Source organism: Bacillus sp. cl96 (assembly GCF_900100505.1).
Taxonomy (GTDB): Bacteria; Bacillota; Bacilli; order Bacillales; family Bacillaceae_G; genus Bacillus_A; species Bacillus_A cereus.
In genome coordinates this window covers 186,616-209,353 of sequence record NZ_FNDM01000002.1, presented here as the reverse complement: position 1 = coordinate 209,353, position 22,738 = coordinate 186,616, and the positions used below count along the sequence as shown (strand labels likewise).

Genomic DNA, 22,738 nt, shown 5'->3' with positions numbered 1-22,738 from the left:
TATATGTATAAGTTCTAACTAAAATGTAAGATTACTTTTCTGAATATTGGCACTTTTTATTAGGGGGAGTATCAATGAAAAAAACTACATCTACACTATTAAGCATGGCGCTTGTCTTTTCTAGTTTTGGAGCTTTAAGCGCTCATGCTGAATCACTACAAAAGGAGAAGCAATTTAGTCCACAATTAAAAACAACGATTGAACAGTGGGGAGAACATAAAATTGCTCAAAATGTTGAAACGAAAACAACAAAAGAAATATCAGTAATTGTAGAATTGCAACATGCACCTCTCGCTGCTCAAAGTAATATTCAGCATGCTCCAGATTTACAAAATAGTAATGCGCAGTCTTATCATGCTGAGCTCAAAAAAGCACAAGAAGATACGACTAAGAAAATAAAAGAAAAAGCACCTGGTGCAAAAATTAAAGAAGTGTATAATACGTTATTTTCCGGATTCTCTATTTCAGTTCCTGGAGATCAAATTACCTCTCTTGCCTCTTTACCTGAAGTAAAAGCAGTCTATCCGAACTTAACATATAAATTGCATGAAACATCAAAAAGTACTACTAACGAAGAAGCACCAAATATCGGTGGACCGACAATTGGTGCACCTGAAGCGTGGAATTTAAAAGATCCATCTGGCAAACCGCTTGATGGAAAAGGCATGAAAGTAGCCATTATCGACTCTGGCGTAGACTATACACACCCTGACTTAAAGGCAAATTATATCGGTGGATATGACACGGTTGATGAAGATAGCGATCCAATGGATGGTAACGTACATGGTACTCATGTAGCTGGAATTATTGCTGGTAACGGAAAAATTAAAGGCGTTGCTCCAAACGCTTCTATTCTAGCCTATCGTGTAATGAATGACGGTGGAACTGGTACAACAGATGATATTATCCAAGGGATTGAGCGAGCGATTCAAGATGGTGCGGATGTGTTAAACCTCTCCCTTGGGCAGGATTTAAATGTACCTGATCAGCCTGTAACATTAACGTTAGAACGAGCAGCGAAACTTGGTGTTACTACTGTCGTTTCAAATGGAAATGACGGACCAAAACCTTGGTCTGTTGATGCTCCCGGTAACGCAAGTAGTGTCATTTCTGTTGGAGCATCTACGGTTTCTATCCCGTTTCCAACATTCCAAGTAGCTGGTTCCAGCAAAACATATCAAGGGTTACCGTTATCAAAATCCGATTTTCCAATAGGAAATGCTTCCCCTCTTGTATACGTTGGTTATGGCAATCCAAGTGATTATGCAAAACAAGATGTGAAAGGGAAATTCGCACTTATTTTACAAGGTACTTCTAGTACATTAGTAAAAGCAGAACAAGCGAAGCAAGCTGGGGCACTTGGTGTGTTATTAATCTCTAGCGAAAAAGAAATTAATATGATGCCGGAATATTTTTCACGTGAACATCTAGCTGTCCCAGTAATGCAATTATCAAATACAAATGGGGAAGAATTAAAAACTTTAATTACAAAACGAAAGAAAAATATAAAAATTGGACAACCAAAGCAAACAGAACTTATCGGTAACTTTAGTTCAAGAGGACCATCACAAGGAAGTTGGCTAATAAAGCCTGATGTTGTTGCACCTGGAGTACAAATTACTAGTACAGTACCGCGAGGCGGCTATGAATCGCATAACGGAACAAGTATGGCTGCTCCGCAAGTAGCTGGAGCGGTTGCCCTCTTGCGTCAAATGCATCCTGATTGGACGACAGAACAATTGAAAGCGGCTCTTGCTAACAATGCAAAAACATTACATGATGTCAATGAAAATACATACCCTGTTATGGCACAAGGATCAGGTTTAATTAACATTCCGAAAGCAGCTCAAACAAATGTATTAGTAAAACCTAACAATGTCAGCTTTGGTCTTATTAAGCCAAATAGCGGAAAAGTAAAACTGACGCAAAATGTTACATTACAAAACCTTTCTAGTAAAAAGAAAAGTTTTTCAACTCGTGTGGAGTTACTAGATGCAAACACAAAAGTAAAAGCTTCTGTCCCTTCATCTATTAGCATTCAACCGAATAGTAGTACCGAAAAACCATTTACTATCACTGTAGATAGCTCACTACCACAAGGTGTGTATACTGGAAATGTATATGTAAAAGAACAAGGGGCAAAAGAAGAAATTCGAATTCCATTCACATTTAGTATCGATCCTAAAGATTATAAACGTATCGATGGACTTGAAATTATTAATTCTACTTTTAGCCCAAATGGCGACCACGTACTAGATGATAATCTCATCAACTACTATTTAGTTGCGCCTGTGGATGATGTCACATTGCATGCAAATTTAGTTATGAAAGAACGTGTAACGTATCAAGGGATTATCCATCAAGCTAAAAATGCAACTCCTGGATACAAACCTTTCAAATGGAATGGTACAAAAGCCGATGGCACTCCTTTAGCTGACGGGCTATATCAAATCGAAGCAGTTGCTTCTAATTCTGGCGGAGAAACAAAACAAACAGCTGCTGTATTTCTTGATCGAACTGCACCTAAGTTAACATACGAAGTTGACCAAGAAAATCTCGTAATTAAAGGAAAAGTTGATGATATTCTACTAGATTGGATGTCAGAATCTGGTTGGATAGCACCTGGTATTCCAGTGAGAATGCAATATGAAATTAATGGAAATGGTGTATGGGACCAGGCATTCCTGAACCCTTGGGAGAAAAGCTATGACATTTATTTCGATCGTACTCAATTACAAGAAGGAAAAAATACTATTCACATTGTAGCAACTGATGCAGCTGGCAATACCTCTAATTTAACTGTTAATTTAGAAGTGAAATAAAGTGAAACTTTAATCAGTGGAGATTTCGTTCATCCCCACTGATTATTAGCCTTCACCAATCGGGAGTTACGGGCAGTTGACCTCCCCTCTCACTTCTTTACTCCAACCGAATTTTGAGGTAGGAATTTTACTGCTCATTAACACGGGATAAAAAATTTTTGTTGACAATTTTTTTAATATAGTTTTATAATACAAAACATAGTTTAGTTGAACGAATTATATATCGGCTTTGAAGGAATACTAGTAGCGACTTATATCACTGTCTCAGAGAACTGATGGTTGGTGCGAATCAGTACATATACAAGCGTGAATTACAATTCTGGAGCTTCTTTCCCGTAATGCTTTTTATGCATGAAGAGAAAGACGGATCTTTCCGTTATCGTAAAGTGAGTGGTAAACAATTAGTTGTTTACAAATAGGGTGGTACCGCGATTTTTATCGTCCCTATCGGATTTTCCGATAGGGACTTTTTTGCGTCCATCCTCTTACACAATTTCATATATACGCGTTGAAAGAATCGCAGTAGTATCTTATATCCCTGTTACAGAGAGCTAATGATCGGTGGAAATTAGCACATATATAAGTATGAATTACAATTCTGGAGCTTCTTTTTCGTAGTGCTTTTATGCATGAAGGAAAAGACGGAATTTTTCCGTTATCATTAATTGAGATGTAAGTATATTTTCACTTACAAATAGGGTGGTACCGCGATTCTTTCGCCCCTATCGGACTTTCCGATAGGGGCTTTTTCTATTTCTCACAGAAACAGATGTTAAATAATTCCGAATCTTATGATAAAATTTTATAAGCGCTTACAAAAATGAAAGGAGGTGATACAAGCTATACGAAATCGATATTCAATTTTATTGAAAAAAAGGAGGATGTCTAAATGACAAAGAAAACAGAAATTCCATCACATTTAAAACCATTCGTATCCACACAACATTATGATCAATACACACCGGTGAATCACGCTGTGTGGCGTTATATTATGAGACAAAATCATAGCTTCTTAAAAGACGTTGCTCATCCAGCCTATGTGAACGGACTACAATCATCTGGTATTAATATAGATTCAATTCCAAAAGTAGAAGAAATGAATGAGTGTTTGGCACCAAGTGGCTGGGGTGCTGTAACGATTGACGGACTTATTCCCGGCGTAGCATTCTTCGATTTCCAAGGACACGGATTACTACCGATCGCAACAGATATTCGGAAAGTAGAAAATATCGAGTACACACCAGCGCCAGATATCGTACACGAAGCCGCAGGACACGCACCGATTTTACTTGATCCTACATATGCAAAATATGTGAAACGTTTTGGGCAAATTGGTGCAAAAGCTTTCTCTACAAAAGAAGAACATGATGCATTTGAAGCTGTTCGTACATTAACGATAGTAAAAGAAAGCCCTACTTCTACTCCTGATGAAGTTAAGGCTGCTGAAAATGCTGTAATTGAAAAACAAAACTTAGTTTCTGGTTTATCAGAAGCTGAACAAATTTCACGTCTTTTCTGGTGGACAGTAGAATATGGATTGATTGGAAATATAGATGATCCAAAAATATATGGTGCTGGTCTCCTTTCTTCTGTTGGCGAAAGCAAACATTGCTTAACAGACGCTGTAGAAAAAGTTCCATTTTCTATCGAAGCATGTACAGGGACAACTTATGACGTAACAAAAATGCAACCACAACTATTCGTTTGCAAGTCCTTTGAAGAATTAACAGATGCGCTTGAAACATTTTCTAAAACAATGGCCTTTAAAACAGGTGGAAAAGAAGGTTTAGAAAAAGCAATTCGCTCTGAGAACTATGCAACAGCTGAGCTAAATAGCGGATTACAAATTACAGGTACATTTAGCGAGACAATTGAAAACGATGCAGGTGAATTAATTTACATGCGAACAAATTCGCCAACGGCATTAGCACTTCATAATAAACAGTTAGCGAATCATTCTACTTCTGTACACAGTGACGGATTTGGAACACCAATTGGATTACTCACTGAAAATATTGCATTAGAAAATTGTACAGACGAACAACTACAATCATTAGGAATTACAATTGGAACTATCGCTGAGTTTACTTTTGCAAGTGGTATTCATGTAAAAGGAACAGTAACAGATATTGTAAAAAACGATAAGAAAATTGCTCTTATTTCCTTTATCGATTGCACAGTTACTTATAACGCCCGCGTTTTATTTGATGCTTCATGGGGCGCATTTGATATGGCTGTTGGCTCACAAATCACTTCAGTATTCCCAGGTGCCGCAGATGCAGCAGCATTTTTCCCAATGGATGAAGAAGTTCAAGAAATTCCTGCTCCACTTGTACTGAATGAACTTGAACGTATGTATCAAACAGTTCGAGATATTCGAAGTGAGGGGATTTTACACGAAGCGCATATCGATCAATTAGTAGCAATTCAAGAAGTATTAAATAAATTTTATGCGAAAGAATGGTTGCTGCGCCTTGAAGTATTAGAGTTACTTTTAGAGCATAACAAAGGGCATGAAACATCTGCAGCATTACTACATCAACTTTCTACTTTCACAACTGACGAAGCTGTAACACGCCTTATTAACAATGGTCTTGCGTTACTTCCAGTAAAGGATGTGAAAAATGATGCTAAGATTAACTGAAGAAGAAGTTCACGAGGAATTATTGAAGGTAGATAAATGGATGGTAAAAGATGAGAAATGGATTGAACGAAAATATATGTTTTCCGACTACTTAAAAGGAGTCGAATTTGTCTCTGAAGCCGCCAAACTATCAGAAGAACATAATCACCATCCATTTATCCTTATCCAGTATAAAGCAGTTATTATTACTTTGTCATCTTGGAATGCAAAAGGTTTAACGAAACTAGATTTTGAGCTTGCAAAACAATTTGATGAACTATTTTTACAAAACGAAAACGCAATTATAAGAAAATAAAAAAGAGAAGCCTTTTTAGGCTTCTCCTTTTATTTTGAAATGGATACAATGTCCAAATGGATCCTCGACTTGTAATATTCCATCTTTGTACGTAGCAATCTTGCCAATATTTTTTAAGCTTTCACATACTTGCTCTTTTTGTTTTTCATCCGCTAGTACAATTGTGAAATATTTTAAACCAACAGAACCTGGCATTTGCGGTGGTACCCCTTCACCTTGCCACGTATTTAAACCGATATGGTGATGATAACCACCTGCTGATACGAACAACGCTCCATTACGAGCTGGGATCGTTACTTCAAAACCAAGACCATCAACATAGAAACGTTTCGCTTCCTCTAAATCAGCTACATGGAAATGAATATGCCCCATCACAGTACCAGCTGGAAATCCATTCCATGTACTTCCTTGCTGTAATAATTCTTCACCAGCTAACGGGTTACTAACAAATGGGAGTTCTCCATTCTCATCACGCCAAACTTCTTTTTGTCGATCATGATAAATTTCAATCCCGTTTCCATCTGGATCAGCTAAATAAAGAGCTTCACTAAAGTAATGATCGGCTCCGCCATGTAGTGGATATACCATCTCTACAAGATGACGAAGAACATTCGCTAAATCCTGCCTACTTGGTAATAAAATTGCGTAATGATATAACCCTGTTCTTCCTCTTTGTTTCGGAAAAGCTTCTTTCTTTTCTTCAATGATAAGAAGTGGTTCATCATTTTCATTCCCAAATGTAACGACTGCTTCTTCTTCTTTTAGCACCTTCATACTTAGTACTTCCGTATAAAACTCTAGTGATTTCTTTACATTAGATACGTATAAATGAACAACATCAAGTGTTGTATCGGGATGAAGTTGAAAACTCATCTTGTTAGCCCCCCCATTTAAATTAGTTCTTCTTTGACATTTTTTCTTTTAAGAAATTATCTACAAAACCATCAGCTTTTGCAACAAATAAATATGCACCCATTGCTAATAATGCAAGTTCTAATTCGAAACCAGGATTTTTTCCATCTCCCAATAAACCAGCTGACCATTTCACTTTTACGATTGCTCCAACCATAACAAGCGCAAATAATAATCCAATATATCTTACACCTAAACCTAGAATTAATAATAGGCCTCCAACTAATTCAAATGTTGCTACACCGTATGCAAGTCCTCCTGGTAAACCAATGCTTGTAAACCACCCTGCAATATTGTCAATTCCTGATTGGAATTTTGTTAAACCGTGCATGAAGAATGTTACCCCTAACACGATACGAATAATTAAGTTACCAATATGTTGATTCATTTCTTTCTCTCCTTTATAGTTTTCTTATACAAAACTTTTATTTACATTACAAAACATACACTAATTTTTTTTATTCGTCAATTCATTTTCACTGGGAAAAAATATATTTTTTTTGCTATGATACAAATAGTTGTTTACAAAAAGGAGCTTGATTTTATGAATATTGGTTCTGCAATACGTGAAATTCGTCAACGTAGGGGCATAACAATCGCACAAATTTGTGAGGGAACAGGTCTTTCTAAAGGATTTATGAGTCAGGTTGAAAATAATAAAACATCACCATCTATCTCAACTTTAGAAACGATCTCCAATTTTTTAAACGTTCCCCTTCCCTATTTATTGTTAGAGCAAAAAGATCGATTAAAAATTGTCAAAAAAGAAGAACGGAAATACAGTGTATACGGCAAAGATGAGCAAAGAATTGAACATGTTGCGGAGCAAGGGGGCCTTCGCCTATCTTTAGTAGAAATCCCTACTGGATTCCCGAAAGAAAACTCACCAAATGCCCATGAAGGGGAAGAATGTCACCTTGTATTACGCGGAAAACTAGAAGTTCAGCACGGTGAAGATATTGCAATTGTAGAAGAAGGTGATTCTTTCTCATGGAATGCATGCGTTCCTCATATTGTTCGTAATATAGGAGAAGAAACTGCATTATTACTCATCTCTAGTTATGCGGAAAATCGAAAACGTGTTTATTAAATAATAAAAAAAAGAAGCCTGTTAAACAGGCTTCTTTTTTATCCCCTTATAATTCCATAACTTGTCCCAACTAGTACAGTCTTTTCATGCTGATTGCGATAAACTGACTCGATTGAAACTTTTTTATAGCCTTCCATTTGCTCAACATTTGTTAAAGTTAGTTCACAAGTGATCGTATCTCCTGTGAAAACTGGTCTAATAAACTCACTTACTAATTCTCTTGCTATGTAATGTAACTCTTCTCCCACTTTCGTTCCAATGCTAGCAGTCAATAAACCATGAACCATTAATCTTCCATTTTCATCGTATTCCACATGGTGTCTACCTTTATCACCGGTAATATTTGCAAATTCAAAAACTTCTTCCTCAGTAAATCTTCTTTCATATTTAAATACATCCCCAGCTTTTACACTCATTTTTATCCCCCTAATAATAAACAGAATTTTCTTTTATTTTATCATAAAACGAGCCTCAATCCATTCTCTATTATCAAAAGTCTCAAAATTACCTCGCTATACTTTTTTACTTTCCATTCATTTATCGGTGACCATCTCTTTTCGCGACTTGGTATCCATAATACGCACATGTTCCATTTCTCGATAGCTCTCTAACTTCAAATCCACAACTTCTATAAAAATCAAAATTATTCGCTGATGTATGCGCAAACCAATCACCGTGGGGAAGTTTTTGCAGGCAAAGAGCTACAAGCTTCTTACCTAATCCCTTCCCTCTATATTCACACTTCACAACTAAATTTACTATGTTCGCAATCATAATTCCATCAGAAATGACTCTAACCATCGCAATCATCTCTTCCTCATCCCAAATTGTGAAAGCCCATGTTGAATTTTCGAATGCTATCGTAAATTTTTCAATTTGCCAAGAAGGGATATTATCATTACTCCAACCGGCATCTTCAAATAAAGCTTTAATTGCATATGCTGGTACACTACTCGTTCCCTCACGAATAATAAGTCCATTATGATAAATGTACATGTAACCCCTCCCTTTATTTTCATATACCATTCTTCAAAAAATGCAATTTACCTTTAAAAAAGTAATTTTTTCATCCAACACGCTTAATAGAATAAACTAGAGCATCGATTCCATGAAATGACGTTGTTTTCTCGTAGCTGAGCCCAGTTTTTCTAGCAACAAATATTGAGGCAGGATGATTCGGATTAATAAGAGAAATTAATTTATTCATTCGTAATGCTTGGAAACCATAGTCACGAAATGCTGCCGCCGCTTCTTTTGCATACCCTTTTCCCCAATACTGAGGAAGTAACCAATAACCAATTTCAATTTCCTCTTTTCCATCTATTTTCTGCTTTACCAGCCCTGCATGACCAATTCTTGTTCCCGTTTCCTTTTCAATCAATACAAATAAACCGAGACCGTTTTTATAGCTAGGAATCACCCATTCCTCCAGACTTTTTTTACACTGCATATATGTTTTTAATGTCCCATTTCCAATATAACGCATTACCTTCTCGTTCCCCCATAGTGAAGCGTAGAACTGTAAATCATCCATTGTATATTTGCGAATTTGTAAACGTTCTGTATGAAACATGCTGGCACTCCTTTCCACTAATTTATTCTTCATTTCACGATCATGTTTTGTATGTATACGGTATGTTACTATTTATTATAAAGTGAAACTTTAATCAGTGGGGAATTTTGTTCACCCCACTGATTATTAGCCTTTACCAATCGGACGTTTACGGGCAGTGGATCTCCCGTCTAACTTCTTTGCTTTAACTGAATTTTTAGGCAAGAGTCTTACTGCCTGGAAAATAGCGGGATAAATGAACCAACGATAAAATACACAATATTCATTCCAAATAACTAAAAAAAGCAGTAGACAAATATTGTCCACTGCATCCATATCATAACTAGCATAAAGAAAACTACAATTGAGGGGGGTGTAGGATTTTCAAATATACTAGATACTTATCCCGTTCTAACGGGCGGTAAACTTTCCAATTGTTTCAAGTGAAAAGTTTACCGCTCATAAGAACTTCCTTCGTTCATTAAGATAGTATTGCTAGATAATCATATACACGCTTAGATTTCTCTCCACCCATTCGTGCATGTTGAAGAAGAGAAATACCATGAGGGCCAGATGCACGCAATGCTTCTGGTTGAGCTACTAAAATAGCTTGTACAACTTCTAATTCACCAAGCATAGCTGCTGCAAAAATATCCATCCGAGCACCCTTTTCTAGTAAATAAAGAGCAATATCTTTACGACCTACATGTGCCGATGCGCCTAACGCACTTTCCCAATCTGATCCACCCCAATTATAAGAAGCGTGAAGTAAGCTTGGTGATTCAACCAATAGCTCTTGTACTTTCTCTAAATCCCCGTGAGCTGCCATAACAAATTCTCTTACTAATTCAGTGGTAATACGCTCTTCTGTTTGCATCGCTCTTCTCCCCTTTTAGAAATTCGTTTCGGTGTAAAAAAAGGCTTGTCACTTCCCTGAAAAATATCTACATCTATGCCAAATACATGTTGAAACATTTCATGGCATAGTACTTCTTCTGGTATACCATCATACTGAATCTTTCCTCGCTTTAATACAAGTAAACGATCACTATATTGAGCAGCTTGGTTAATGTCATGTAAAACCATTATAATTGTCATTCCAAACTCCTCATTTAATCGTTTCACAAGTTCCATTACTTCCAACTGGTGAACGATATCTAAAAAGGTTGTTGGTTCATCCAATAATAAGACATTTGTACGTTGCGCTAGCGTCATCGCAATCCAAGCACGTTGCCGTTCCCCTCCTGATAAAGAATGTAAAAGACGATATTCATACCCTTCAAGATTTGTAACAGACAATGCCCAATCAACAATTTCTTCATCTTCTTTATTTAAGCGGCTACTCCATGATTTATGTGGACCTCTTCCGAACTCAATTAGTTCTTTCACTGTTAAATCTAATTGATGATCATGCATTTGTGGTAACATTGCTAATTGCTTCGCTACATCAGCACTCTTCATCATATGAATATTTTTCCCATCTAAAATGATGTCCCCTTCGCTTTGTTTCAGTAGCCTTGCTATTAAACGAAGCAAAGTAGATTTTCCCGATCCATTCGGACCAATTAAACTAACGATTTCTCCAACCTTAATATGTACATTCATATTTTGCATTTGAAATCTTTCAGAGTGTGCGTAAAACACTTTGTTAACGGAAATCACTTTGTTTTCCTCCTCTATGAATTAAATATAAGAAGAACGGACCACCTAAGAAGGACAGTAAAATACCAACAGGCAATTCGATTGGGTCAAACCAACTTCGAGCTATTGCATCCGCAAAAACAAGTAATACCCCGCCGCCAAGGCATGATAAAGGTAGCAAATATCTATAATCATTTCCAACTAATAAACGTAGCATATGTGGTACGACAAGACCGACAAATCCAATAAGACCAGACACACTTACTGCAATTCCAGCTAATAATGTACTTACTACGATTAAATAAAACCGACTTTTTTCCACATTATGTCCTAATAACTTTGCCATTTCATCTCCAAGCATTAACACTCGAATATGCTTAATACCAAAGAAAGCTAATATAATGGCGAATATTGCATAATAAATAATCATGTTTAAATGTGCCCAACTTACACCACCAATACCGCCCGCTAACCACGGTAACACCGATTGTACTTTGTCACTATGTAATAACATTAATGCTGACGTTGCTGCACCAATTAATGCATTGATCGACACCCCTACTAAGACGATCCTTGAAGGTGGTGCCCCTTTTTGCCATGATAAAGCATAAATAACCATCGCTGTTATGAAAGCTCCTAAAAACGCCCCTAGTGGTAAAAAAGCTAGATGCTGTGGGAATAAAATCATGATGACAATTGCTACAAAGCCTGCTCCAGATGAAACTCCGATAATACCAGGATCTGCAAGAGGGTTTCTCATAACCCCTTGTAGCAGTGTACCAGATGCAGCTAAACATGTTCCTACTATAAACCCAATAAGCACTCTCGGTATGCGAAGATCCCATACAATTCGATGAACTGTCGAACCTTCCTCTTGTATACCTGTTAAAATATCTCGTATAGAAAAGGATAAACTTCCTGCGAAAAGACCGTACAAGAGACCTAGGATTGTTAATATAACTAAAGTAACTGCTATTATCCATCTTTTTTTCGCAAAAGGATGTTCCTTTTCTCTTACTACTTCACTACTTTCCATACGTATCATTTCCTTACATCTTGTATACTTTTATACATAAAGTCCATTGCTTCTGTAACTTTTGTACCAGGATTAGATCCAAATAAATTAGGTGGCAAAATAACTACGCGGTTTTGTTTTACTGCCTCTAAATTTTTCCACGCTTCATTTTTCATCATTTCGCCTTCGAATGCTTTTTTCACACTTTTTGGATCTCCGTGTGTAATTAAATAAATCACATCTGGATTCGCCTCAATAATACGTTCTACACTTAGCTGTGCATATTGCGGATATTCTTTCGTTTCTGGAAAATCAGAAGCAATATTTTTTCCGCCTGTTTTTTCTAAAATATCACCTGATAAAGATGTTGGTAATGCCGCTAAATAAGTACCTGGTGCGCCATACACTAGCAATGCTTTCACATCGCTCTTTTTCTCATATTTCTTCATTTGATCATTCATTTTTTGATTAATTTCTTTTGCTTTATCTTCTTTCTTCATTACCGTTCCATATAATTCAATATTCTTTTGAATATCTTGTACAGAATTCGCAGAAGAAATGATAACTTGCGTTCCTTGTCCTTCAACCGTTGGCACATTCTTTTGGAATCCATTGTTAGCAACAAGTACATCGGGCTTTAAACTAGCAATTTGCTCAAAATTCGGTTGATGTGCATTCCCAATTACTTGTGCTTTCTTTAACTCCTCTGGAAGAGTTAATTTCGTATCCGGGCGACCTACTATTTTTCCACCTAAAGCATGAATAATATCCATGTCCCCCATACTTAATGTTGCAAAACTTTCTGGCACTTTATCGAATGTTACCTTTCTTCCTGATAGGTCGGTAATTTCGATTTTCTCTTTTCCTTTTTCTGTTTTGGTTGCAGACGCTTTTTCGTCCCCTTTGGCACTGCAACCTATTAACAAGAAAAAAATAGATAAAATCGCTGTAAATAGCGTAATAGATTTTTTCATTCCTTCACCTCTAATTGATAATGATAATCATTAACTATTATTCTACTTTAATTGATAAGGATTATCATTGTCAACACGAAACGCATACATTTTTCTACAAAAAACAAAAAGCGTGACAAAAAGATTTTTTCTTTTCGCCGCGCTCTAGTTAACAATATTATTCACATTCATTTTCCTCTAGCTGGTCACGCATCACTTTCACACGCTGAAAGAAAAAGAACGATAAACTTAAAAATATAACGATGCTCCCCATCATAACAAAAAATTGGATTGTCTCTTTTGCTCCATTCGGAATCAACAAGCCAACCATTAACAATGTACTTACAGCGAGAAGAATTTGTCCGAACCGAGTATAGTCTTCTATTTTTCCTTTTAATTCTTTCATTATATTCTCACTCCTCCATTTCACTGTATCATATTCTATGAAACTGAAAGACCAGTAAATACAGGCATTCTGGGAGATGTTTTCCAATAAAAAAAGAGCCGCTTTACTGCGGCTCTTTTTTAATCATTATTCACCTTTATATGCTTCCATATAAATTTCTTTCAGTTCTGAAATAAGCGGCAACTTTGGATTAGCAGTTGTACATTGATCTTCAAAAGCTCTTTCTGCTAATACTCCAACAACCTCTTCAAATTGCTCTTTATCTACTCCTTGTCCTGCAATACTCATATTAATATTTAAGCTTTTTCCAAGCTCAATAATTGCTTTGACGAGTGATTCCACCCCTTCTGCTGCCGAGCTTGCTGGAAGCCCGAGCATTCTCGCTATATGTGCATATCTTTCATCTGCCACAAAGTGCTCATATTTTGGGAACAATGCGTGTTTTCTTGGCTTAATAGCATTATAGCGGACTACATGCGGCATTAGAATGGCATTTGCGCGTCCGTGCGGAATATGGAATTCTGGTCCAATTTTATGTGCTAAGCTGTGATTAATACCGAGGAAAGCATTTGCAAATGCCATACCTGCAATTGCAGAAGCGTTATGCATTTTTTCTCTTGCTTCTTCATCATTTCCATCTTTATATGCTCTCGGTAAATATTTGAATACGAGATCAATAGCTTTTAATGCTAATCCATCTGTATAGTCATTTGCCATAACAGACACATACGCCTCAATTGCATGTGTTAAAACATCCATACCAGTATCTGCTGTTACATGTGGTGGTACTGTCATTACAAATTGCGGATCAACAATTGCTACATCTGGTGTTAATTCATAATCTGCAAGCGGATACTTTATATTATTTTTCTTATCTGTAATAACCGCAAATGGTGTCACTTCTGATCCCGTTCCTGATGTCGTTGGAATCGCAACAAACTGCGCCTTATTTCCTAATTCCGGATATTTACATGTACGTTTTCTTATATCTAAAAACTTCTGTTTAATGCCATAGAATGTCGTTTCTGGATGCTCATAGAATAACCACATTCCTTTTGCTGCATCCATAGCTGAACCACCACCAAGTGCGATAATTACATCTGGCTTAAAGCTTCTCATCATTTCCGCACCTTTAAAAACAGTTTCATCTGATGGATCTGGTTCGACCTCAAAGAAAACTTCAACTTTCACATCATTTGCATGCTTGTTTAAATAGTGCGCGACTGTATCGACATAGCCATGTTCAACCATTCCAGGGTCCGTTACAATAAATGCACGTGAAATGTTAGGCATATTTGCTAAATAAGCTGTAGCATGTTTTTCAAAATAAATTTTTGGTGGCAATTTGAACCACTGCATATTCTTTTTTCTATTTGCCAGCCTTTTTATATTTAATAAATGAGTGGCTGTTACATTTTGGGAAACTGAATTCTTTCCGTATGAACCACAACCAAGTGTAAGTGATGGAATAAATCCATTATATATATCCCCTATTCCACCTTGTGATGAAGGTGCATTTACAATGAGACGGCAAGCTTTCATACGTAACCCAAATTGCTTTTGCACATCTTTATTTGTAGAATGGATAACTGCTGAATGTCCTAAACCACCGAGGTTCAACATTTCTTCGCAATATGTAAATCCTTCTTCTAATGAATTCGCCTTCACACAAGCTAATACTGGACTCAGTTTCTCACGAGATAACGGATATGCTGCTCCGATACCTTGAATTTCAGCTACAAGCATTTTTGTATGTTCAGGAACAGTAATCCCAACTAAATCGGCAATATACTGTGCTGATTTCCCTACAATATCACTATTTACTGCACATGTATTTTCATTTATAACAAGCTTTTCTAATTTTTTTCTTTCTTCTTCTGTTACAAAGTAACAATTGTTTTCAATCATTTCTGTTTTAACATCATCATAGATTTCTTTATCGACAATGATTGCTTGTTCCGATGCACAAATCATACCGTTATCAAATGTTTTCGATAAAATTAAATCATTAACAGCTCGTTTTACATGTGCTGATTTTTCTATATAACACGGTACATTACCAGGACCAACACCTAACGCTGGTTTTCCAGTAGAGTAAGCTGATTTCACCATACCAGCGCCTCCAGTTGCTAGAACGAGTGCTACACCATCATGGTTCATTAATTGTTTCGTCGCTTCAACAGACGGTCTTTCAATCCATTGAATACAGTGTTTTGGTGCACCAGCTTTCATCGCTGCATCATATACTGTTTTCGCCGCTGCCACAGAACATTTTTGTGCGGAAGGATGAAATGCGAAAATAATTGGATTTCTTGTTTTTATCGCAATTAACGCTTTAAACATTGTTGTCGACGTTGGATTCGTTACTGGCGTTACCCCAGCTACTACACCGACAGGTTCCGCGATTTCTATTATTTCTTCATGAGAATCTTCGTGAATAATTCCTACCGTTTTATCTTGCTTTATACTATGCCAAATATATTCAGTGGCAAAAACATTTTTAATGCATTTGTCTTCATATACACCACGGCCAGTTTCTTCAACTGCCAATTTTGCTAGCGGCATATGTTGATCAACACCTGCTAATGCCATTTCATGAACAATGTTGTCAATTTCCTCTTGTGTAAAACTTTCTAATGCTTGTAAAGCTTGTTGACCATTATTTACTAGCGTATCAATCATCTTTTTTACTTCCTGCATTTCATTTACAACTTTCTCTTTGACTACCATGTAAATTTCCTCCTATTCTACTATCACGGTCCTTATATGTCCCTATAGGTCAAAATAAGTCCCAATTAACATAAAAAAATAGAGATGCTTTCCTACATGAATTTCATTGTTTGTGAAATATTTCACAAGTTTGTTCGTGAGTAACATTTCCTGAATTCAATATACATGAAATCATTTCGTTTGTGTATGTCTATTTTGTGAAATATTTCACAAAATAATGTAATAAAAAAACGCACTGCTAATATAGAGCAGTGCGTTTTTTTATTATGCTAGCGCTTGTGCTAAATCTTCAATTAAATCTTCACCATCTTCAATACCGACAGAAATACGAATTAATGTATCTGTAATTCCTAATTCTTTGCGGCGATCAGCTGGGATTGATGCATGTGTCATTTGAGATGGAATAGAAATTAAACTTTCTACTGCTCCTAAACTTTCAGCAAGTGTAAAGTACTGCAATTTCTCAAGTACTTTATTTAATGTCTCTTCACTATCTACATCAAATGAGATAATAGCACCAAATCCATTTGCTTGTTCTGTTGCTAATTCGTGGTTTTGATGTGATTCAAGACCTGGGTAATATACTTTATTTACTTTTGGATGATTATTTAAGAACTCAGCAATAGCGCGTGAATTCGTTTCATGTTCTTCCATACGAATTCCTAACGTTTTTAAACCACGAAGTAGTAAGAAGCTGTCTTGTGGCCCAAGAATACCTCCTGTTGAGTTTTGTACAAAGTGAAGATCTTCTGCTAGTTGTGGGCTATTTACAACTACTAGACCTGCAACTACGTCACTATGACCTCCTAAATATTTCGTTGCACTATGAAGCACAATATCTGCTCCTAAAGAAATCGGCGACTGCCAATATGGCGTCATGAATGTGTTATCAATAATTGTTAATAAGTCTTTCTCTTTAGCAAGAGTAGATATTTTCTTAATATCAGTAATTTTTAGTAGTGGGTTCGTTGGTGTTTCTACATAAATTGCTTTCGTATTTGGACGAATCGCTTCTTCAACTTCCTCTAAGTTTGTTGTATCTACAAATGTATGCTCAATACCGAAACGGTTTAATACTTTCGTAATAACGCGGTATGTTCCGCCATACACATCATCTGTTAAAATAACGTGGTCACCTTTTGAGAACAACATAATTGTCGCTGTAATAGCAGCCATTCCTGAACCAAATGCAAATCCAGCATGCCCATTTTCTAATACAGCAATCATTTCTTCTAAAGCTGCACGTGTTGGGTTACCTGTACGTGAATATTCATATCCTTGATGCTTACCAACTGCTTCTTGTTTGTACGTACTTGTTTGATAAATCGGTACGTTTACAGATCCAGTTGAAGGTTCTCCTATGCGAATACCATGAATTAACTTTGTCTTTGCTCTCATTTTTTATTCCCATCCTTTGTATATGTCTTTACTTAAATAGCGCTCACTGCTATCTGGAAAAATGGTTACAATATTTGTACCTGGTGCTGCCTTCTCTGCCTCAAGTAAGCTCGCATGAAATGCTGCTCCTGAAGAGCTTCCAACGAGAAGTCCTTCTTTTTGCGCTAATTCTTTCACTCGTAAAAATGCATTTCGATCAGAAATCGTATGAATTTCATCAAAATAAGATGTCTTCAAAAATGGGGGGATAAATTCCAGTCCAATTCCTTCGGTCTCATGTGAACCAGCCTTACCACCATTTAAAATAGATCCTTCTGGCTCTACGATAACTGTTTTAATATCTATATTTTTTTCTTTCAAGTAAGATGCAGTCCCCATAAACGTACCGCCAGTTCCTGCTCCAGCAACAAATATGTTAATCTCTCCATTCAATGCGTCCCACAGTTCAGGTCCTAATGTTTTAAAATATGCACGAGGATTTGCCTCATTTGCGAACTGACTTGGAGAGTATGAATTCGGTATTTCATTTACTAATTCTTTTGCTTTTGCAATTGCACCGGTCATTCCTTGCTCAGTCGGTGTATGCACGACCGTTGCACCTAGTGCTTTCATTAATTCTTGTTTTTCAATACTAAATTTCTCTGGTACACAAACGATAACACGTAAATCATGTTCTAATGCTGCAAGTGCCAGTCCAATACCAGTATTCCCAGCAGTCGGTTCAATAATTGTTCCACCTTGGGTAACAAGCCCTTTTTCTAGCGCATCTTCGATTAATTCTCTTCCTAAACGATCCTTAACGCTTCCGCCTGGGTTATAAAATTCAAGCTTTGCAAATAAGCGGACCCCTTTCGGAAGTGAAAAACGAGTAATTTCTACAATTGGTGTATGACCAATTAACTCATGAACTCCACGATATACATTCATCGTGTTCTCCCCCTTGTTTGCCAATAAAGAAAAGGCAACTGTATGTATTTTCTTTATATGAGACAGTTGCCTTTTTGTTACATTACTTTAACTCTTCTAACACTTTTACGATAAAGTTTGTAGAATGAAGAGCTGCTTGATCTAAAAACTGATCAAATGAAACATTTGATTCTTTACCAGCAATATCAGAAAGTGCGCGAATGATAACAAACGGAACTTCATATTGGTGGCATACTTGTGCGACAGCTGCTGCTTCCATTTCTACCGCATAAAGATTTTCAAATTTATCACGGATGGCTGCAACGCGATTCGGATCACTCATAAATGAATCGCCTGTTGCAATCATGCCTTTTACAACTTGAATATTTTCTTCAGTTTGCATACATTTCTCAGCTAATGCAACTAACGCCTCATCAGCTTTAAATCCAGGCGGCATTCCTGGTACTTGACCATATTCATAGTTAAATGCTGTTACATCTACGTCATGGTGACGAACTTCAGTGGAAATAACTACATCACCAACGTTTAGAGAATGATGGAATCCACCAGCTGAACCAGTATTAATTACTTTTTCAGGCTTATATTTTTCTAATAAAATTGTCGTTGACATCGCTGCATTTACTTTACCAATACCAGACTTTAACAAGATTACTTCATGTCCTGCTAATAGTCCTTTCGTAAATTCACAACCAGCAACCGTTTCTGTTTCTGCTTGTTCTAATTTGTCACGTAAAATACGTACTTCTTCTTCCATTGCTCCAATTACAGCAATTCTCAATCTAATCCCTCTTTCTATTGCTTAGTTGCCTCCATTACCCAAACGAAATGATTTAATCTCGTAAACGTTACATGGAAGCCATTGTTTTCAAAAATAGTCTGCATAACTGGAATACGTGTATAGTATTCCGTTTGCAAATCGTTTGCTAACTGGTGAAAACCTCTTTGTTTTGCTGTTTCAACAGTCTTATCATATGCATCTTGATCTGCAAATATCGTATCAGCAAACACTATTTTACCACCTTTGTTTAGCAATTGACTATACTTCGCAACCGCTACATTTTTTTCATCATCTGTTAAATGATGAAATGCATAGGTGCTTACAATGGTATCAATTGAATTTGGGACTTCAAACGAAAGAAAATCACCTTCTGTAATCGAAAATTCTTTTGGCAATTTCTCTTTTGCAATCATACGCATTTCACGCGACGGTTCTATACCGTAAACTGTGCGGCCAGCAAGTAATAATTTATTTGTTAAATTACCTGTACCGACACCAAATTCTAATACATTACCAAATGACTTGTTAACTACATCCTCTAGAATATCCTCATAATGGGCGAAAACTTCTTTATATTGTATATCCTCGCCTTGTACGAATGAGTCGTACGTATGAGCCCACTCATCAAATAAACCATTAAATTCTGTGCCCATAAAAATTCCCCTTTTTCTTATCGGTTTTATCAGTATGATATTCCCTCTTTCTAAAAATGTCAATTGAAATGTACATGGTATTTCCTTCTTTTCTTTGTTACACTATAGTTGATTACATAGGAGAGGGGCCGTCTTCATGTCATTTACCTTTGAAATGTTAGAAGATAAAGTAGAATTTTTTGAAGCGGGAGACTTAGCTTCTTTAGAACGAAAAATTAGTGAACAAATCGATAATAATAAAGCACTTATGCTTGAAGTTCATCACATCTCTCATCAAATGGTTATGGATCCTGAAAGCAAAAGACCGTATTATAGCGCGGCTGTTCATTTTAAATTAAAGAAATTGCGTTAACAAAAAAGAGAAGCTCCTAAGGAGCTTCTCTTTTTTAGTTTAGAGTTTGAACAAGTACTGGTTTCCAGCCCTCATTGTCTACCCAATCAATATTTACGTAATATCTTTTCCCACTTTGCTTATCTTGAACATCACCATAAGCTTTGCTCTTTCCAGTTTTGTCTCTTCCAACAAAATGGAATACTAATTGCTCTTTCGGTATCTCAACACCTGCAGCAATTGCACTTTGCATCTCATTCCAATCTGATGACCCTTGTTTAAACGTCATCGCCGGTGATGAACCTTGTTCTGTTCCTACAGCTTTCCAAGAAGGTTTTGTGTAAGCCTCTTTTGCCTTAGATACAGTTTTTTCAGCTGATACTTTCTCGTTAGCTTTCGCTTCTTCTTCAGCTTTTTTCTGTTCTTCTTCAGCCTTTAGCTTCTCTTCTTCAGCTTTTTTCTTAGCTTCTGCTTGCTCTTGTTCTTTTTCTTTTTTCTTAGCAGATTCTTTATCTTCTGATTTTCCAGCTTTCTCATTCTTTGTTGTTTGTTGAGAGACTTTCTTATCAGTAGAAGATGCTTGCTCTTTCGTACTAGGAACGAACAATTGATATGCTACAATAGCTACTAATAGTAATACAATAGCGATTGCAATATTTAAAACACCGTTTTGACGACGTTTTTGTTGTTTCTGTTGGAATCTTGATCCTCCTGCCATTCTCCAAACCTCCATGCAGTTTTTCCTAATTGCTATTGTAACATTAAATCTAGAAAGGTTGAACATTTACAATGATATTTTCATGAAATGAAGACATTTCACTATAAATTGCAAGATTACTTTTCATTCTCTAATTGATAGATTGCTCCCACCATATCTTTAAAAGTAGGTGTAACTTTATTCACTTTGCTATCAGTCTCTAGATCAACAACAACTAAAGCATATCTTGGATTCTCATACGGAAAATAACCTGCAAACCAGCGATTCACCCTCGTCCCTTTCCCCGTTTGCGCTGTCCCGGATTTTCCAGCGACACTTAGTGGCAACGAACGGAATGCCGTTCCTGTTCCTTTCTCCCTTGTTACAACGCCTCTTAATAACTCTTGTAATGTTTTCACTGTTTCATACGAAAGCTGTTTTCCATTTAACGTATGGCTCTCAAATGTAAAAAAATCCGCTCCATTTTTATATACTATTTTTTCAACAGCTTTCACTTCCATCTTTTCTCCATTCCTCGCAATCGTCGCCATCATATTTGCAATTGCTAGAGGTGATATACGTACATCTTTCTGTCCAATCGCTGTTTGTTCTACCGCTTTTTTATTACTTTTATTTTCTTCATTCCCCCAAATAGTAGTGCCTTTCTCTTCTGGCATTTGCTCAAAATGAGGTGTATGAAATACAGAACCTTTCCATCCAACCTTTTCATTTGCTCCTAGAGCTGCTACGTATGTTTCTAACACCGTCCTATCCTTTTGTAATAGCTCGTTACCTAACTCGGAAAATGTCCTGTTACAGCTCCTAGCAAAGCTCTCTTTAAAGTTAAGCGTACCCATCCTAACTTGCGGGTCGTTTTCACCATATAAATCTTTATTACAGTTAAATGTCCGATTAAACAAATTTACTTTTTGATCAATGACTGCAGCTGCAACTACTGTTTTAAAAACAGAGCCTGGAAAATGTGGCGTTAACATTTGATTTTCAAGTGTAGTTTTATATAAATTCTCATCCCTTACTTGTAAAGACGGCTTACTAACCATCGCTAATATTTCATTTGTCTTTACATCAAGTAATACTAATCCCCCCTTCTTTATTTCGTTTGCTTCAATCACTTCTTCTGCTTTTTGCTGCAACTCTTTATGTAAAGTAGTTTGAATCCTAACTGGATAAAATGGATTTCCTGGTGAAGTGTATTTCGCTTGCTTTCCGAAAATTGGTTCTCCTTGCCGATCTACTTGATATAATACTTTTGCCTCTCCATCAGTCAATAGAAATTCATCAAATGATTGCTGTAATCCTGAAATACCTATCGGCGTTTGTTTTGAAATTTTTTTCAATTCTCCATATCGCTTTTGAAATTCTCTTTCGTTCTCCCCTACATCACCAATTAAATGACTTATCTCTCCAGTTTGTTTTAATCGCACTTCAGCTGCTACAATACCTAATACATGTAATTCATTTACCTTCTCCATCTGTTCTCGTGTCACTCGAAATGGAGCAGTTTCTCCTTGTAGGGTAAATGCATTTTTGTTATTTTTCATTTGTCTTCTAATCTCTTGTCTCGACACACCAATGATATGCGCGATTTTCTCTAACATGTCATTTTTTATTTGTAAAAATGGAAAAATAATTAAAACAGGATATTTTTCCTCACCTATTTCTTTACCATTACGATCTATAAACTGCCCACGTCCATCGTCTACTGTAATGGATTGTGTGCGTTGCGTAACACTTTTTTCAATTAAATTTATTTTGCGATCAGTAAATGATTCTGTATCTATAATTTGAATTTGGATTAAACGACAAAGCAATAAAAACATAACGCTCATAAAACAAATTAAAACAATTGTAATTCTCCGTTTTATTTTCATAA

The 22,738-nt window shown here is 36.5% G+C and carries 22 protein-coding genes and 2 other annotated features; of the genes, 5 read left to right on the top strand and 17 right to left on the bottom strand.

From position 1 onward, the window contains the following. Positions 1-74 precede the first annotated feature (74 nt). The 3 genes from BLT20_RS05400 to BLT20_RS05390 all read left to right on the top strand — a co-directional run bounded on the left by BLT20_RS05400 (position 75) and on the right by BLT20_RS05390 (position 5,761). Entirely contained in the window at positions 75-2,822 is a 2,748-nt protein-coding gene (locus BLT20_RS05400) for a S8 family peptidase (protein ID WP_000754160.1), read from the top strand. A gap of 220 nt (positions 2,823-3,042) precedes the next feature. Next, positions 3,043-3,271, top strand: a binding site (T-box leader). Between the two features lie 50 nt (positions 3,272-3,321). Next, positions 3,322-3,549 (top strand) — a binding site (T-box leader). Positions 3,550-3,711: 162 nt separating this feature from the next. Beyond that, entirely contained in the window at positions 3,712-5,466 is a 1,755-nt protein-coding gene (locus BLT20_RS05395; RefSeq protein WP_000163213.1) for an aromatic amino acid hydroxylase, read from the top strand. After that, a complete protein-coding gene (locus tag BLT20_RS05390; RefSeq protein WP_000979538.1) occupies positions 5,447-5,761 on the top strand; it encodes a 4a-hydroxytetrahydrobiopterin dehydratase in 315 nt (104 codons plus the stop codon). The genes BLT20_RS05395 and BLT20_RS05390 overlap by 20 nt, the downstream gene beginning before the upstream one ends. A 15-nt stretch (positions 5,762-5,776) precedes the next feature. Here the strand turns inward: BLT20_RS05390 and BLT20_RS05385 are convergent, their stop codons facing one another. After that, a complete protein-coding gene (locus BLT20_RS05385; RefSeq protein ID WP_000009840.1) occupies positions 5,777-6,634 on the bottom strand; it encodes a VOC family protein in 858 nt (285 codons plus the stop codon). Positions 6,635-6,656: 22 nt separating this feature from the next. Continuing rightward, on the bottom strand, positions 6,657-7,061 hold the full coding sequence (locus tag BLT20_RS05380) for a DoxX family protein (RefSeq protein WP_001071553.1): 405 nt from the start codon (positions 7,059-7,061) through the stop codon (positions 6,657-6,659). A gap of 156 nt (positions 7,062-7,217) precedes the next feature. Here BLT20_RS05380 and BLT20_RS05375 point away from each other — a divergent pair, with 156 nt between their 5' ends. Then, complete coding sequence (locus tag BLT20_RS05375) at positions 7,218-7,763, top strand: helix-turn-helix domain-containing protein (protein WP_001020693.1); 546 nt, start codon at positions 7,218-7,220, stop codon at positions 7,761-7,763. A 38-nt stretch (positions 7,764-7,801) separates the two neighbouring features. Here the strand turns inward: BLT20_RS05375 and BLT20_RS05370 are convergent, their stop codons facing one another. The 13 genes from BLT20_RS05370 to BLT20_RS05305 all read right to left on the bottom strand — a co-directional run bounded on the left by BLT20_RS05370 (position 7,802) and on the right by BLT20_RS05305 (position 19,816). Continuing rightward, positions 7,802-8,179: a hotdog family protein gene (locus BLT20_RS05370; protein WP_000111564.1), complete on the bottom strand. Its 378-nt coding sequence runs from the start codon at positions 8,177-8,179 to the stop codon at positions 7,802-7,804. A 121-nt stretch (positions 8,180-8,300) separates the two neighbouring features. Next, positions 8,301-8,759, bottom strand: a complete 459-nt coding sequence (locus tag BLT20_RS05365; RefSeq protein ID WP_000276126.1) for a GNAT family N-acetyltransferase — start codon at positions 8,757-8,759, stop codon at positions 8,301-8,303. 70 nt (positions 8,760-8,829) lie between these two features. Beyond that, positions 8,830-9,369 (bottom strand): GNAT family N-acetyltransferase, encoded by a 540-nt coding sequence (locus tag BLT20_RS05360; RefSeq protein WP_004408018.1) that lies wholly within the window; start codon positions 9,367-9,369, stop codon positions 8,830-8,832. Positions 9,370-9,796: 427 nt separating this feature from the next. Then, on the bottom strand, positions 9,797-10,192 hold the full coding sequence (locus BLT20_RS05355) for an ankyrin repeat domain-containing protein (protein WP_001192766.1): 396 nt from the start codon (positions 10,190-10,192) through the stop codon (positions 9,797-9,799). Next, positions 10,159-10,977 carry an ABC transporter ATP-binding protein gene (locus BLT20_RS05350; protein ID WP_000626552.1) on the bottom strand — a complete coding sequence of 273 codons (819 nt, stop codon included), beginning with the start codon at positions 10,975-10,977 and terminating at the stop codon, positions 10,159-10,161. Before BLT20_RS05350 ends, BLT20_RS05355 begins: the two co-directional genes overlap by 34 nt. Further along, the gene (locus BLT20_RS05345) at positions 10,964-11,992 is read right to left on the bottom strand and encodes a FecCD family ABC transporter permease (RefSeq protein ID WP_002026345.1); all 1,029 of its coding nucleotides are present in this window, start codon (positions 11,990-11,992) and stop codon (positions 10,964-10,966) included. Before BLT20_RS05345 ends, BLT20_RS05350 begins: the two co-directional genes overlap by 14 nt. 5 nt (positions 11,993-11,997) lie before the next feature. Then, a complete protein-coding gene (locus tag BLT20_RS05340) occupies positions 11,998-12,945 on the bottom strand; it encodes an ABC transporter substrate-binding protein (protein ID WP_000748458.1) in 948 nt (315 codons plus the stop codon). A 157-nt stretch (positions 12,946-13,102) separates the two neighbouring features. Beyond that, complete coding sequence (locus BLT20_RS05330) at positions 13,103-13,330, bottom strand: YrhC family protein (protein WP_000661263.1); 228 nt, start codon at positions 13,328-13,330, stop codon at positions 13,103-13,105. 126 nt (positions 13,331-13,456) lie between these two features. Further along, positions 13,457-16,060, bottom strand: coding sequence for a bifunctional acetaldehyde-CoA/alcohol dehydrogenase (gene adhE, locus BLT20_RS05325; RefSeq protein ID WP_000260512.1), 2,604 nt, complete (start codon positions 16,058-16,060; stop codon positions 13,457-13,459). A 264-nt stretch (positions 16,061-16,324) separates the two neighbouring features. Then, positions 16,325-17,458 (bottom strand): bifunctional cystathionine gamma-lyase/homocysteine desulfhydrase, encoded by a 1,134-nt coding sequence (locus BLT20_RS05320; RefSeq protein ID WP_001201908.1) that lies wholly within the window; start codon positions 17,456-17,458, stop codon positions 16,325-16,327. Between the two features lie 3 nt (positions 17,459-17,461). Further along, a complete protein-coding gene (locus tag BLT20_RS05315; RefSeq protein WP_001103877.1) occupies positions 17,462-18,385 on the bottom strand; it encodes an O-acetylserine dependent cystathionine beta-synthase in 924 nt (307 codons plus the stop codon). Positions 18,386-18,467: 82 nt separating this feature from the next. After that, a complete protein-coding gene (mtnN, locus tag BLT20_RS05310) occupies positions 18,468-19,163 on the bottom strand; it encodes a 5'-methylthioadenosine/S-adenosylhomocysteine nucleosidase (protein ID WP_001217027.1) in 696 nt (231 codons plus the stop codon). A 14-nt stretch (positions 19,164-19,177) separates the two neighbouring features. Further along, a complete protein-coding gene (locus tag BLT20_RS05305) occupies positions 19,178-19,816 on the bottom strand; it encodes a class I SAM-dependent DNA methyltransferase (protein WP_000536323.1) in 639 nt (212 codons plus the stop codon). Positions 19,817-19,952: 136 nt separating this feature from the next. Here BLT20_RS05305 and BLT20_RS05300 point away from each other — a divergent pair, with 136 nt between their 5' ends. Beyond that, positions 19,953-20,168, top strand: coding sequence for a YrzA family protein (locus tag BLT20_RS05300; RefSeq protein WP_000010983.1), 216 nt, complete (start codon positions 19,953-19,955; stop codon positions 20,166-20,168). 34 nt (positions 20,169-20,202) lie between these two features. On the opposite strand, the gene BLT20_RS05295 is transcribed toward BLT20_RS05300, so the two are convergent. Then, positions 20,203-20,865, bottom strand: coding sequence for a YrrS family protein (locus BLT20_RS05295; RefSeq protein WP_000897098.1), 663 nt, complete (start codon positions 20,863-20,865; stop codon positions 20,203-20,205). Between the two features lie 116 nt (positions 20,866-20,981). Next, a complete protein-coding gene (locus BLT20_RS05290) occupies positions 20,982-22,736 on the bottom strand; it encodes a peptidoglycan D,D-transpeptidase FtsI family protein (RefSeq protein WP_000695148.1) in 1,755 nt (584 codons plus the stop codon). Positions 22,737-22,738: the final 2 nt, after the last annotated feature.